This window comes from Skermanella stibiiresistens SB22, assembly GCF_000576635.1.
Classification (GTDB): Bacteria; Pseudomonadota; Alphaproteobacteria; order Azospirillales; family Azospirillaceae; genus Skermanella; species Skermanella stibiiresistens.
Genome location: NZ_AVFL01000047.1, coordinates 1 through 14,234, shown reverse-complemented (window position 1 = coordinate 14,234; position 14,234 = coordinate 1). Strand labels below are relative to the sequence as shown.

At 61.8% G+C, this 14,234-nt stretch carries 6 protein-coding genes and 2 pseudogenes; 4 read left to right on the top strand and 4 right to left on the bottom strand.

All coding sequences use genetic code 11. From position 1 onward, the window contains the following. The first annotated feature begins 254 nt into the window (after nucleotides 1–254). Nucleotides 255–7,304 (top strand): RHS repeat-associated core domain-containing protein, encoded by a 7,050-nt coding sequence (locus N825_RS32565; RefSeq protein ID WP_084165274.1) that lies wholly within the window; start codon nucleotides 255–257, stop codon nucleotides 7,302–7,304. Between the two features lie 45 nt (nucleotides 7,305–7,349). Next, nucleotides 7,350–7,721: a putative toxin gene (locus tag N825_RS32560; RefSeq protein ID WP_245613299.1), complete on the top strand. Its 372-nt coding sequence runs from the start codon at nucleotides 7,350–7,352 to the stop codon at nucleotides 7,719–7,721. A gap of 472 nt (nucleotides 7,722–8,193) precedes the next feature. Here the strand turns inward: N825_RS32560 and N825_RS32555 are convergent. Both N825_RS32555 and N825_RS32550 read right to left on the bottom strand, forming a co-directional pair. After that, nucleotides 8,194–8,538, bottom strand: a pseudogene (locus tag N825_RS32555) (transposase); the annotation flags it as partial. Between the two features lie 1,374 nt (nucleotides 8,539–9,912). Next, nucleotides 9,913–10,629 (bottom strand): Tn3 family transposase, encoded by a 717-nt coding sequence (locus N825_RS32550; protein ID WP_037460959.1) that lies wholly within the window; start codon nucleotides 10,627–10,629, stop codon nucleotides 9,913–9,915. On the opposite strand from N825_RS32550, the pseudogene N825_RS32545 reads away from it, so the two are divergent. Further along, nucleotides 10,625–10,936, top strand: a pseudogene (locus N825_RS32545) (DDE-type integrase/transposase/recombinase); the annotation flags it as partial. The gene N825_RS32550 and the pseudogene N825_RS32545 overlap by 5 nt on opposite strands. A 307-nt stretch (nucleotides 10,937–11,243) precedes the next feature. Here N825_RS32545 and N825_RS32540 read toward each other — a convergent pair. Both N825_RS32540 and N825_RS32530 read right to left on the bottom strand, forming a co-directional pair. Then, the gene (locus N825_RS32540) at nucleotides 11,244–12,020 is read right to left on the bottom strand and encodes a GIY-YIG nuclease family protein (protein ID WP_037460954.1); all 777 of its coding nucleotides are present in this window, start codon (nucleotides 12,018–12,020) and stop codon (nucleotides 11,244–11,246) included. A gap of 287 nt (nucleotides 12,021–12,307) precedes the next feature. Continuing rightward, entirely contained in the window at nucleotides 12,308–12,979 is a 672-nt protein-coding gene (locus N825_RS32530) for a hypothetical protein (protein ID WP_037460951.1), read from the bottom strand. Nucleotides 12,980–13,671: 692 nt separating this feature from the next. Between N825_RS32530 and N825_RS38305 the strand changes: the two genes are divergently transcribed. After that, entirely contained in the window at nucleotides 13,672–14,001 is a 330-nt protein-coding gene (locus N825_RS38305; protein WP_084165273.1) for a hypothetical protein, read from the top strand. Nucleotides 14,002–14,234 lie beyond the last annotated feature (233 nt).

The window sequence follows — 14,234 nt, the reverse complement described above, 5'->3', positions numbered from 1 at the left end:
TGGCCGCGAATGATGCCCAGATGCCAGCCGTCGCAGCCTGAGCACCCCATACATTTCTATGCTCTCTCAGGAGGGGGCAGTCTTCCCATCGAATCCTGTCCGCAGGGACAACAACGGCATCCATGCACCAACGCAGCAGCGCGTGATCACTCGTATCCTTCCGGAATTTTTGGCTTACCAGTTTATTGAATAACTTCAGTCTATAAGGTTTTGATACATTTGAGCGAGTTTCCCAAGTATATTCAGGTGCACAAATGTTCTTCTTGAAACATTCATCATTGAAACTTTTCTTCAATACCGTACTGTTGACCTTCCTAATCATAGGAACCGCAGCGGCGCGATTTGCCGCAGCGGATCCATTGATGCCATCGGCGAACGGTGCCGGCTTATTCGGTGAGGGGAAGAGCACCGGGGCTGGCGGATCTCGCGGGAACTTCGACCACGCCTACCCCTTCGAATTGCCGCTCGCGCGTGGCGATGTTGGTCCCACCTTGGAACTCTCCTATTCCTCAGCTTTCCGGAACGATGGGGACGCGGGATACGGATGGTTCCTGTCTCTGCCCGTGATCGAGCAACGTCCGCTCTCTGGCTGGCCGTCAGGCAAAGGCGTTCGCGGCGGCGGCGCCGCTACGCTTGAGCGTTACGCCTACGGCGGTCGTCCGCTTGTCGAGGTCTGCTCCGGCGGCCCCTCGGTGACGCTTGACGTTCCATCCTGTTCGGCAATCGGTGAAACCATCCCATCCTGGGCTTCCGGCTGGCGGCATTTCAGACTGGAGAATGAAGGTTCCTTCGAGCGGTTCTTCCTCAGTTCAAACACGCGCACTTGGCGTGTCCAAGTCAAGGACGGACCGATGCTCGAGTTCGGAGAGCCGCTGACAGAACCGGGATTAGCCTCCGGCGCCCTCGAGTTGGACGGGCCGGTGCCGGTTAGATGGCGGCTCGTCCGCGAGATCGATCAGCGCCATTCCGCCAATCTCGCGGTGTACACATGGCGGCGCATGGGTAAGCGCGGGCTTCACTTCCTCACGGACGTCCATGACACGCCGAGGATCGGAGGGGTGCCCGAACTCGAAACCTTCGCGAATCATGTTCAACTCGACTGGGAGGCACCGCCTTTCCCGATCGCCGCCTACGCGCGCGTGGATCAGGCGATGCCCGACCTCCGACTGTCCCGGGTCGGGGTGTCGAGCGCCACCATGGACGCCACGGGCCAGCGCGAAATCCTGCGCATCTATCGCCTGAGCTATTTGGAGGCGCGCGGGTTTCCCTTCGATCCGGCTACCCAAGCGCCCCTGTTTGGGCATTCGTTCCTGGCCTCGGTGCGAATGGAGGGCAACTGCGGCCACCGAGAAGCGCTCGGCGGCGGTATCCCATTTGGCGCGGATTGCGCCGCGTTGCCGCCGACAACATTCCACTATGAGGGAACGGTCTACGGCTCGACGGGTTTCCTGTCCGAGATCAAAGGTGGTCCGCAGGATTTGGCTCAGGACCGCAAGGTGCTGCCGTACCTCTCCAGCGCCGCGATCATCGACTTCGATCGCGATGGCCTTCCTGATGTCGTGCAATCCTGGGAGAACGAGGCTGAGTGCTTCTTTAAGCCCGGTGCCGTCTTCCTCTCGGTCGAGGACGGCCCGCAGGGACTGAAGAGTGGGCTTGTCTGTATCTGGCCCAATGGGCAGTCACAGTTCATCCGCAGCGCGCGGTTCATGACCGGGCTTCGGAACATCGGACCTAATGCCGTCATTCCAAAGTTCCAGCACGTCTGCCTCGACGCTGGCGACGGCGAACCGGGTTCGCTCGCGGGCCTGATCCGTCCCAAATCCGGAAAGCCCCCGCTCATAGCGAGTTTTCTCGGCTCCCGCGGCGCTCCAACGGTCATCGGCCTGTACGGCGACGGCTCCTCGATATGGGCGGCGGGAGAAGCGCGCTTCCGGCCGATCCGAGCGGAGCCCATTCGTCCCCATCCCGCGTTTTGCGACAGTCCCACGACGTCCGAAGGCTGGCGTTGGCAGCTGGGATCGTGGGACATCCGTGCTTGGCCAACGGCCTATCTTGGACCTCCCTTTCACGAGCAGGCGAGCCCGCCCGCTTGGTACGTGGACATCGACGGGGATGGTCTCGCGGACTCACTCAGTGCCGACGGACCGACCATTGATCGATTCTACCGCCTATCCACTCCCTCCTTCACGCGTCGCCTAGGTCGGGGTGAGGATGGTAGACCTGGCGGTGGCACCGGTCCCGCGCAGATCCCCTTCTCCAGCCCCGGTGGAACGTCGATCGTCCCGCGCCACGACGCGCCAAGTGGTGTGCGCTTCTTTTATGAGGACATGAACGCCGATGGGATTGTTGATCTCGTCCGGTTCGGCCCAAATGGCCAACCTCGGATTCGGCCTGGAGACGGGCGCGGCGGGTTCGCGTGCGCGGATCGATTCGACGCACATCCCTGTGCGAATGGGGAGATCATCGCGCAGGCTGGTTCCGGCCCCCTGCCCTGGCATTCCGATGGCGGGGATTGGGATGGCCGCGAGGAGCGCTTCGTCCACGACGTCACGGGCGATGGACTTGCCGACATAATCTCCTATCGCATGGATCCCGGCGACACGACTTGGTCAGGATACGTGCGCCTCTGGGTGAACGTCGATGGCCGCACCTTCCACTGCGTGGACCCCACGAACGCGGTGCCCTGCGCCGTAGGCCGGCTCGTCGATCATCAGCATGGAACAACGACCCTGCCATCGCACCGGACGACCTTCGCCGACATGGATGCGAACGGCACCGATGACCTCGTCGTGCTGACCGGAGGCGGAACCCTCACCATGCCGTTCATACCGACACCGTCGCCAAAGTCCAGGGGTAACGGACCAAGGCCCGGTCTCCTGATAGGCATCGACAATGGTCTGGGGGCGGTGACCAAGATCGACTACGAAACCATTCCCGCGTTGATGCGCAAGGCTGAGGAGGACGGTCGGCCCTGGGCCACGCGCGTGCCGTCCATCGAGCCAGTGGTCACACGCGTGCGGACGCACGACCAATCACAAGCCAACGGCGTTGGTCCATACGCGTTCGACCGCACCGTGGAGATCACATACCGCGACCCCGCTTTCGATCCATGGCTTGGACGGTTCATGGGTTTCCGGAAGGTCTCGGAACGGATGGGCGGCACCGCAGCCATCACGGAACGGACCTACTGGTTTGGTCCATGCCAGAAGGAGGCCATCGACGAGGCCTGTGTCACGGGGAGCGAGGGTGAGCCGGACGGCGCCTTGGTGGCACGGCTTGTCCGCGTCGACGTCAGGCAACCCGGCGTCGAGGGACGGAGCGAGGAACGCTGGCTGTCATCCACGGAGTTCCACTACGCCGTGGACACGCTGTTCGACGGCCTCAGACCCGTTCGTCACGCCTACGTCGCGGCGATCCAAGAGCACCATTTCGACCCTGACCGGCCAGTCCAACGCCGCGCCGCGCGTCAGGCCGGCGAGCGTGGAGGGGGTGACACGATCGAGCCCTCCCCGATCCAGGACAAGCCTGCCCCGGTAACGACCGAGATCCAAGCGGACCGGCATGGAAACGTGGCCAAGGTGGAGTTTCGAGGTCGTCAACCGGAAGGCTTCGATCGCACGCTCAACCGTCTGCCAAGCCTGGATCCGGTATCCGTAAGCTGGGCGGGATCGGACACGGGCATGAACCTCCCCGAAGCGCACCGCTGCGATTTCGAGATTTGGCGCTGCTACATCGATCTCTCCCTCGTCACCAGCGAAAAGCCCAACGATGGTCCCTATCAGATATTGCGCCGCCACCGCTATGGCTACGATCGCCAAGGCGATCTGGCATCGATCGATGGATTTCTGCTAACAGGTCATTCAAGCGTCGTCCGAACGCATCCAGCGGGTCTCGCCGTCGCGCCGGTACCCGCTGAAACCAGCAAGGCCCCAGGCTGGATCAGGCTCTTGACGAACGAGTACGACCCCGCCACGGGTTCCCTCGTCCGATCGCGGCTCGCGACATCTGGACCTTGCACGTCATTCGTGCTCGACGCCGCGTACGGGATGCTGCCAGCGCTCCTGCGGGCTCACGAAGCGGGCTGCGGACCGGTGCTCAGGGAATCGTCCGTGACTTACCACCGGGGCTTCGGCACCGCGACCCATGCCGTTTCACCATCGGGCGCGGTCTCGGAGATGCGCCTCGATCACTTTGGCCGAACCGCCGAGATCCTCCTACCGGATCCGGACGCGCCCTTCAACCTTGTCACGGCCGCCACCTATCGGTACTTCGACGGGGGTCCCGCCAATTGGAGCCGCCGGGACCGCCATGTCGGGCAAGGTGCGGTCGTAACCTCCTACCAAGCACGCAACGGGCTCGGCGAACCAATCCTCTCGATCTCCCAGGACGACTCCGGCTGGATCTTCGAGGGTTGGACCGAGCGGGACGCCGCCGGACGGCCTGAATTCGGGCGGGGGCCCTACCACGTGACGGGAAATCCCGAGGCGATCTTGGCGAACGCTGGGCTGCCGCCGATTCCAGCCGGGATCGCCTCCGCATGGATCCGCTACGACGCGTTCGGTCGGGTGGAGACAATCCATCGCGGTAACGATCTACTCGGCCGTTACACCTACAAACCATTCGAGGTCGAATTTCGGGATGTCCTCCAGTTGGCACCCGGCGGCAAGGGTAGGATGGTCTGGCAGCTGGACGGTCATGGCAACCCCAAGGCAGAGATCGTCGAAACCACTCAGCCCAGTGATGGCATTCGTACCTGGTTCGAGCGGGCTCCGACGGGTGAGATCGTGAGCACGCTTCGCCGCCCGCTCGACGGTGACCGACCGGATGTCGTTCGAACCTTCGAGTACGACTCCCTTGGGCGGCTTGTCACCCAAACAGAGCCGAACACCGGGACCACGCGATACGCTTGGGACGATCTTGGCAGGGTCGTTGGCTATACCGACGCGCGTCGATGCGGCGCCAACATCTACAGGGACGTCCTCGGGCGGGTTGTCGGCGTCGACCTCTCTCCCTGCGAACCGCACCATGAGGCCTATACACCACCAGATGTCTCAAACGGAATGGGCCTTGAACAATTCTACCAATACGACGCCTACGAACCGGGCCAGCTGTCGAATGATCCCAGCTTCCTTGATGATCCGGCTTTCGCGATCGGGCATCTCGTTTCGGTGCGCGATCGTGGCGCCTTCACTCTGACGAACTACGACGTCCGCGGTTTCCCAAGGCTGATCCGGAGGCAGGTCGCGGCACCAAGAGGGCTGGGCGCAGCCTACTCCTACGCGCCACGGGTCTATGCGACGAGGTCGGACTTCGACTTGGCGGGCCGCCTCACAAGGCGGACCCTCGGTGCCGCGCATCGCGATTTGATGGTGGCGGGCCAAAGCGAGGAACGTTACGCCTGGACGGCACAAGATCGAGTCCGTCATGTGGATAGCTCCTACGGGCCACTGGTCCGCGGCATCACCTGGGGGGCGGACGGTCTAGTCGAAGGCATCACCTACTTCGATGCGGCGGGCACCCAGGCGCAATTGGATCGGGACGATAAGCGTCGCCTCACTGGTTACTCCGTCACCCGCTCATCGCCCGCGCTCTGGAACGCACCGGGTCCCGGCTACGCCAAACCCGGACCTGACACGACACAACTCGAGATCCTCCGTCTGATCTTCGGCTATGACCCGATCGACAACCCGGTCATGATAGAGGATCTGTCCGTTTCCTCGTGGCCAAAGGGGGCAAAGCCAGTTCGACGCAGGGACGTTGCGTACGACGGGAGGTACAGGGTATCCAAGATCCTTTCGGAATACGCGACCCCATCAAAGAACGACACGTGGTCGTCACCCTTTGGACCGGAGTTGCAATTGGGTGACTCAGGGCCGATCCCGCTCCTTGATCCCGGACTGCGAGTTCGCCGCCAAGAGTTTGACAATGACTGGCTCGGCAACCTGACGCTCGTCGACGCCGATCTCCAAGTTCCCTTCGACCTCTGGTTAGGCCGAATCGACTATGGAGCCGGCGCCTCCAGTCCGCACCGGATGGTGTCGGGCGGACCTGCGCGCGCTTGGCATGACGCGGCCGGGAACATGGTTGCCCTTGGCGTCGATCGTGAGGCGGCATGTCTGAGCTTGGCCAATCGCGGATGTTCGCTCTGGTTCGTCTACGATTATGACGAAGCCGGGGAACTGGTGCGGGCCCGCCGATGGGATGTCCTAGGCTCCCTTCCCGCGGAATTATCACCTTCCTCGCCTCCAACTGGGGATCCGGCCTGGGATCTCAGCTTTGCCTACACCGCCGGGAATCGCGTTCTAAAATCGGCGAAAGGACCAGGCGGAATCGCGCGGCACACGCTCGAGCCTTTCGACACTCTACGGATTGGGCCGGTCGAATTCCTTGCCTCCGGCGATTATGATGACAATCCCGAACAGGTTCGGCTGCGGATTGGCACTCTCGCGGCCCTGCATACCGGTGGCTTGGGAGGCAGCGCCGAGGCGTTCCTGTCACGTGGAAACCTGCCGACACCGCAAGGATCTCCACCATTCAAGGTCTTCCTGCGCATCGGTGATCGGCTCGGATCGACCGCCGCGATGATGGACAAGGCCACGGGCGAAGTCGTTGAGCGGCGGACCTACGACGCGTACGGAGCGGTGGAGGCGGACTACCGCCCCGGTCGTTGGGGGCGTTTCAGGGACGATCGCGGCTTTTCCGGAGCTGAAGAGGACATCGAGATCGGACTCGTCCGTCTTGGCGCGCGGTACCTGCACACCCGTCTCGGCCGTTGGCTCACGGCGGATCCACTCGCGGTCCATGGTCGAGCCGCCGATCACAACCCCTATTCTTATGTCGATGGCGCCCTCTTCTCGGCCATAGACCCGTCTGGACTGCAGGGTGTGCCGGTCGAGACGGCGCCACCGCCGATAAAAGAGGACTACGTCCTTGTCAGGGGTGAGCCACGCAAGAAACCACATTCATCCAAAGATCCTCCGGACCCCAAGGTGCATGTCAACACGCGCAACTTGGTCAAACAACTTTGGAAACAGATCGTCGTCGACACGGCGAAGATGGTCATCCAGAAGCCATTCAATCCAGCGCTGCCCCACGAGATCGCCGATCCGATCCTCGACTTCTACACCCCGAACATAGAGGAGGAGGAAGGGGACATCAGCGAATGGGTGGCTTTCGGTGCGTCGCTCCTGATCCCGGGTCCAGGCGAAACCAAGCTCTTGAACATGGGGGTGCGCAGTCTAGAGCAGGCCGCTGTCCACTTCGGTCCAAGGGTCGCCGAGAACGCGATCACTCGAGCAGAGTAGGTCGGCGCCGTTGCTTTCAGCTTCAACGCGAGCAAAGCGTTGACGGTGTCTCTGAACAAGCGGTTTGGGGACGCCTTCGAGGCTGCCGCCCTTTCAGCCATCCGTTCGGTGGTGAAGAAGACCCGATCCTATTCCCACGCGCTCAGGCGCATCACTTACCCCGATGCCAGAACGGACACTTTCCTGGCAGAGGTGAAAAGCGGTGCCGAAGTAACACTGACTCCGCAGATCGCCGCACAACTCTCTATAGCAAAAGAAGAAGGCCTTCTTTATTATCTGGTCGTGAACATGCAAACTCAAGTGGCTCCTGAGGTTCTCGCGCGCATCAGCAGTCACGCGCCATCCGGCGCAGAGGGTGTGGCAAAAGGTATGGTTGTGCGTTTTGAGACGAGCTCCGGGAAATTCTTCCGGTACTGATCACATCAGGCGCTGCTGACGACACCTCCGCCTGAGTGGTCAAGCAACCAAGGCGGTGGGGTCATCCATGTGCAGCCCGTGGCCACGCTGCCGGAGCTGATCTCCCTAGCTTGGATACAGCCTTTGGTGGTTGACCCCCTGTCTGCTACGCAACTCGCCTCAGACGCTGACAAAATCAATTCGAGGGCATTGTCAGGTTCACGGCTAAATGTTGGCGGTTAGAGGGTTGGTGGATAGGAATGGCGCATGACGGCATCGCCAGCCACGCCGATCAACGGTTCCCCCGCCGCTGTGGTCAATCATGCCGTCCATCTCCATTTTCATTTTCCACAGAGATCGCGGGTGGCGGAAGAGGGCCGGACTCGGCGATCCGGCGATCGTGGTGGGGGCGTCGGCGCCGGCCTGCCCGAAAAACCCTCCTGGCGCCTGATAATTGGCGTTATCGGGCGCCAAGCCCTCCACCAGTTTCGCCGGATGGCCTTGTTTTCGCCGGAACAGTGGCGTCGTCCAGCGCCGCTCGGCTCCAGTCGATCGCGTTGGCCTTGTCCAACCTGTCCAGGAGGACGCGATGCAACTTCTCCCAGACTCCCGTGGCCTGCCATTCGCGCAGCCGCCGCCAGCAGGTCATCCCGGAGCCGCAGCCCATCTCCCGGGGCAGCATCTCCCACGGAATGCCGCTCCTCAACACGAACAGGATGCCGGTCAGCGCCGCCCGGTCATCGACCGGAGGCCGACCGCCTTTCGGACGGGGCGGGCGTGACGGCAACAGCGGCGCCACCGCCGCCCACAGCTCATCGCTGACAAGGGGTTTCGCCATGCCCCTTAGATAGGCCGGACCATACCTACCATCAAGGTTTTGTTATACACTCAGTACCATAGCCGATCCTTGTAGGCCTGTGTTCTCCGTATCCAATGGCTGTGGCGGGCGCGCTGCTGATGCTGTTGGCGACTTCGCCAAAATGACCGGGCGATGACGGCGGTGGGATTTGGACGAGGCAGGCTGGCGAGCCAGCGAGCGGCGAGCGGCGAGCGGATGTTGGGAACGGTGAGGTTGGCAGATCGTCTTGGGCATCGACGTCCCCCGCCCCGCCGATGGCCGACATCCGCCCCGCGATGGATGCCGATGCACCTCGATGAATGTCATGAACTTTGTCCGAAAATTTGTTTTCCACCCGCACATTTCGCCATCAAATAGCCCTATTCTGAATAAGGCCCCCGATTCGGCACAATGGAAGGGCGAAATGGTCAAAAATGGCCCCCCGATTTGGCACAATGGAAGTTAGGCAAATCAATGGCTTACGCGGACAGGGTCAAAAAAACGCACCCGATTTGGCACAATAGAGCCCCCGATTTGGCACAATAGCACCCCCCGATTTGGCACAATAGCACCTCATAACCCATTGATTATAAACGGAAATTCGGCCCCAGAACAATAACTGTTGAACAAGGGAACATAAACGGGTGTGTTCGGTGTTTTATTAATATGTTTTTTCAATTTGATTATTTTCTGAATCGGCATCGAACACCATGTCCGATTGATGGCCCAGGCATCTCGAGCGGACCCGTCCGCGTGGGACCGTGGCTCACCTCGGCGGCGTCGATGGCCCTGGAACGCTCCTGGTCGCGCGCTGATGGCCATTGGGGACCGTTCGGCAACCCGACATGCTCCCATGGCGTTCAGCCCCACTGGCGGGCGATTTTGACGTTCGGCGAGGATGTCCGGCGCGGCGCGGGGCCATGCCGTGTGAATCCTTCCCCCGGCACCGCGTCCGCCAACATCCCAGTGTCGACGGACCACGGCGCCAGTTCGCGCCGATGATCGCATAACAAAACCGTCCTCCGACGAGGCGGAGGGTGATCGTGTCTGGTTCGCGCTGTCGTGGCGAGGTCTCGGGCACGTCCGGCCGGGTGGGTCATGCGGCTATGGTGGGCAACATGATGTCGCGATCATCGCCGAGTGGGGCGACGCCTGATGGCGAGGTGGGTGTGCCGCTGATACCGATGCGGGAGACCTGGGCAGGTAGCACGGAGTGATCGCCCTCCCCAGGGTGGAAAAGCCCCTGGGGGATTTCGTGGCCAACCCATGGCCGCATCCCTCGCCGTGGTGCCTGGCAGGCATGCGTCTGTCCGGATGTGCTTGGCCCGTGCGTCTGAGCGGAACGGTGTACTGTCATAAGGCTATGCGAAACTCCTATTCGGAATTAGGATTCCGAAGTGGGCGGAGGGCGCCCTCGGCGACGGCCTGCGGCAGGTCAAAGGCGTATCGGCCAAGGAAGTTGATGTGCTTGAAAGCGAGCGGCGAGACCCTGGCAACGTCGGCTTGGCAAACGTCCCATCCTTCGCAGGCGAGCTGGTCGAGCGCCGCCTGGATGTAGGTCGAGTTCCAGAGCGCGATGACGTTGAGGGTCAGGCCGAGGGCGCCGAGCTGCTCCTCCTGCTCTTGGCGATGGACCTTCCGGATCTCGCCCCGGTCGCCGTGGCAAACGCGCCGGGCCAGGCGGTGGCGGAACTCCTGGCGGTTGAGCTGGGTGAGGATGCGGCGTCGCTTCTCCTTGCTGTCGACGTAGCCGAGCAGGTGCAGTGTCTTCACGATGCGGCCGAGTTCGGCGAGCGCACGCGCCAGCGTTGTCGGATGGTCCTTGACCTGCAGAACGCGCATGATGGCGCCGGCCTGGATGCGGCCGAGCTTGAGCGACCCCGCCAGGCGCAGCAGATCTTCCCAGTTCCGGGTGATGAGTTCGGTGTCGATGCGATGACGCGCCAGATCGTCGAGGGCGCCGTAATGGGCGGTCCGGTCGATGCGCCAGAAGCGGGCGTCGCCGAGATCGGCGAGCCGCGGGCTGAATTGGTAGCCCAGCAGCCAGAACAGCCCGAAGACGGTATCCGTATAGGCCGCCGTGTCGGTCATGATCTCGGACAAGCTGAAATCGTACGCGGCGGCGAAGAAGGACCTGAAGCTCGGCTTCGAGCACCGTCAGCACAAAGGCTTGAACAACCGGGCCGAGAACTCGCACCAGCCAACCCGACGGCGGGAACGCCAGATGAAGCGCTTCAAGTCGCCCCGGCAGGTCCAGCGTTTCCTGTCCATTCACGATCCGATCAACAACCTCTTCCACTTTCCCCGCAACCAACTCACCGCCGCCGATTACCGCGCCGCCCGCACCCAGGCCTTCGAGAAATGGGCCGAGATCGCCGGCGCCCGGCTGGCCGCGTAATCACAGACCAGATCCGCGCTCGCGTCCGCAAGCTGCCCCACCGCGGTCAGACGCCGATCAAGTTGACAGTGCCGCCTGAGCCCTGGCTCAACACCAATTGCGGCACACGCACTTACACGATCCACCCGACCTTCGCTGAGGCATGGCGCAAGCTGCGCCACTGGCGGACCAAAGAGTCCATTGCTGAGGCAGATGTTCCGGCTGACCGCCCTCCGGCGGTGGATCCGAGATCTCTGTGCTATGGGACTATGAACTGTGAAGGGGGAACATGATGAAGCGCGCTCCCACTTACAAATCGAGCAGCAAATCAGACAGGGCGATTGTACGCAGGTCGCACGCCATCCGGAGGTCTCGATGAGGCGATGTCGAGGGGAATGAGTCCAAGGGACTGGTAGCGGTTCCGGATGTCCTCAGGCTTGGCGCCGGGATTCAGCCAGCCATAGGCCCGATCATCAGAGCCGGGGCCGAACTCAATCATAACCTGGCACCATGCCTCGTAGATCGAAGCGTTGCCGTCCCCGCTGACGGCGCCCGCGTAAGTGAAGGCCATGATCTCGGAGAAGCCGTTGCGGCTGTAGCGGCGACGGGTTTCCCTGGGGCTGGTCCAGTCATGAACAAACTGGGTCTTCAGCCGGTCGGTCAGATGCTCCCGATAAACCCAAACAACAACCTTCATACCGTAGTCGCGGAGCTTGGTCGGGTGGGGGTAGCGAAGATTGTCGTTGAGGATTTCGATCCCTTCGTGACCGTTCACCCGGTCCGGATCCCGACCAAGGATCCTGGAGATCCTTTTTATGGCCTCCGGTCCGGAGAGATCGAACCACTCGCGACCGTTGCGGGGGAAGACCAAATGTGGATTGCAGGCGCGGTGCAGGTGGGCCTCAAGGTCTGCGACCCGGGCGTGGGAGCTCCCGTCGACGCAGCGGAGTGGGGCATCGACCTGCCACGCCGCGAGGTAGTGCATCGGAGAAGGGGAGTACGACGGAGCCGCCTTCCAGGCGGTCATGGCGTAAGCGGACGAGCAGCGCCCGATTTTGACACCGCGCTCGTATCGGCTGTCGGAGAAGGCGTAGATGAATGGCATGTTGTTTTCCCCTGATTATGCCTGGTCGAGAACACGGCTCTGACGCCTGCGGGACGGGCGATAGGCCGTCACTACCTTTTCACCCGCGACGACGACGTAAGCCCCCGCGAGGCGCTGGAGACGTGCGATCTCTCTCTTGCGGATCTCTATCGCTCTCTGGACGTCCTGAGCTCGGAGGAGGACGCCGTCACGCGTCGTAGTACCGACTGTCAGGATGAGGTCTAGATCGGTTCCCCGGAAGGCGCGCTGGTTCATACGCACTCGGGCGTGATCCGTGAGGGTGAGGCTCATCGCGCGTCCTCTTGATCGGACTCCGCGACATCGGTGGAATGCATGGCGTCGTAGATCGCATCAAAATCGACGCCCCCGACAATGGCCGAGAAGGCACTCCACGGGGCGCTCCTGCCCACGAAGAGGTTCTGATCAGCCTCCGGCCCGGGATAGGTGACGACAAATTCCGTTTCGTGGCGCAGCTTCCCATCAAACCATTCAGATGTGACCTCGCGGACGGTGACGCCCCCTCCTGATTCCTTGGCCGCTTCCTTGATCGTATCAAGTAGCGGAGAGGGAAGGTTCGGGTGGCCAAAGTGTCCCGGCCATAGGTCACGCTCCTCAACGAGCTCTCGGAAATATCGAAAGCGTTCGAGCACAGAGTAGGGTAGCCCGTAGACGTCCCTGGATGCGATCGCGGCCTCCTCCATCTTGGGCAGATCCTTGACCATCCCGATGACCTCATCGATCACGGGGCGCATGTGCGGTGCCAGGCTGACAATGCTCTCCAGGGAGCGAGCAGCTTGGTCCGCCAGAGTTGAGATGGCGCCTAACTTCTTGCGCCGGTCCGAGAGGGAGCGCTCGGCGGCAACGGTCATCAGAATTGGCACCAGATCCAGGACGTCTCCCTGATCCATGCCATAGCGTTCCGCGACTGCCTTGATGGCCTCGCGGCTTTTGCGGTTCATGCTGAATGACGCTCGGATAGGAGAGTCTGACATTGACTGATTCCTCGCAGATATGAGCTAGTCGGTTTAGTGTAGATCGCTAGATTTCAGTATCGTGCCCTAATTGCTCGCACGCGTCAACATCTTTAAGGGAATTTTTGCGAGTTTTTATGTCACTGGTATGAAAAATTTGCGATCAGCCTCCGCCGCACTCGGCCTCACTGTGCGAACGACGAAGGGGGATGTGCATATTGGATCGCGGATGTAAGACAGGGCGGTCATTCGGCTCGCATGTCGAACCTGCAACACTTCTGAACCCTGCTTGGGAGGCGCGAGAGCTCGCGCCTTGGTGGCCAGAAGAGGGGCGAGCTAGTCCTTGCGCAATCCTGCCCCGGTCAATCGCACGATCATGTCGGAAACAACGGTGGCCGAGTTACGCTAAACCTGCTCGGACAGGTCATCGGGTGCCTCAATGATGCTGGCGTCCACCGATCCCTCCACAGGACTTAAGTCTGGCCTTCTACAAATGTTATGGGGTTCGGGAATGAAGAGGCCTGGCGAAGATGACCGCGGAACAGATGCGTTAAACCTGCATCGCCGTTGTAATTCAAGTGATTCCCCGCTTTCCGGACCACTCCCATCGATACATCGTCAGCGTCGGCGCGCATCTGTAGACTGAATGGCATGTCCTTGAGCCTGGGAGGGAAATCCGTATGCAGTTCCGTCAGGGAGACGTTCTTCTGGAACTCGTCGAGAACGTGCCGCCGGGCGCCCGCCGGATCGCCGCTCCCTCCGGACGGCTTCTGGTCGCTTCCGGCAAGGATGGCACCCATGCCCATGTCCTTGATGCCGGGACCGGCATCGCCGCGTGGCGGCTCGCCGAGGGAGCGGGCGGGCCCGACTACCTCGTCGTCGGTGGGAAGGGCGCACGGCTTTGTCACGAGGAACATGCCCCTCTCGCTCTTCCCGGCGGCTGCTACCGGGTCATCCGCCAGCATGAATACGATCCCGTGACGGCCGCGACCATCCTGGTCCGGGACTAGGCGCCATGACCCTGATACCGACTGACTCCCCCTCAATCGACAGCCGGTTGCGACAGGCCGTTCGACGTCTCTACGGCGCCTGCCACCTGTCCGCTCCAAAGGTTGTCGTAACCCGCAACGCCACCGAGTACGCCCGTGTCTGTCAGTCCCTGACCAAGCGATCCGGAACCGACCTCTTCTACGGGTTCTGTCAGGTTTCGGGGCAAGTTGAGCATTGAACAGACGGCTGACTA

What these genes read in the sequence shown, in the direction of transcription:
- N825_RS38305 (WP_084165273.1), top strand. Translation starts at nt 13,672, where the DNA reads ATGCAGTTCCGTCAGGGAGACGTTCTTCTGGAACTCGTCGAGAACGTG.
- N825_RS32540 (WP_037460954.1), bottom strand. Translation starts at nt 12,020, where the DNA reads ATGCCATTCATCTACGCCTTCTCCGACAGCCGATACGAGCGCGGTGTC.
- N825_RS32550 (WP_037460959.1), bottom strand. Translation starts at nt 10,629, where the DNA reads ATGACCGACACGGCGGCCTATACGGATACCGTCTTCGGGCTGTTCTGG.
- N825_RS32565 (WP_084165274.1), top strand. Translation starts at nt 255, where the DNA reads ATGTTCTTCTTGAAACATTCATCATTGAAACTTTTCTTCAATACCGTA.
- N825_RS32530 (WP_037460951.1), bottom strand. Translation starts at nt 12,979, where the DNA reads ATGAACCGCAAAAGCCGCGAGGCCATCAAGGCAGTCGCGGAACGCTAT.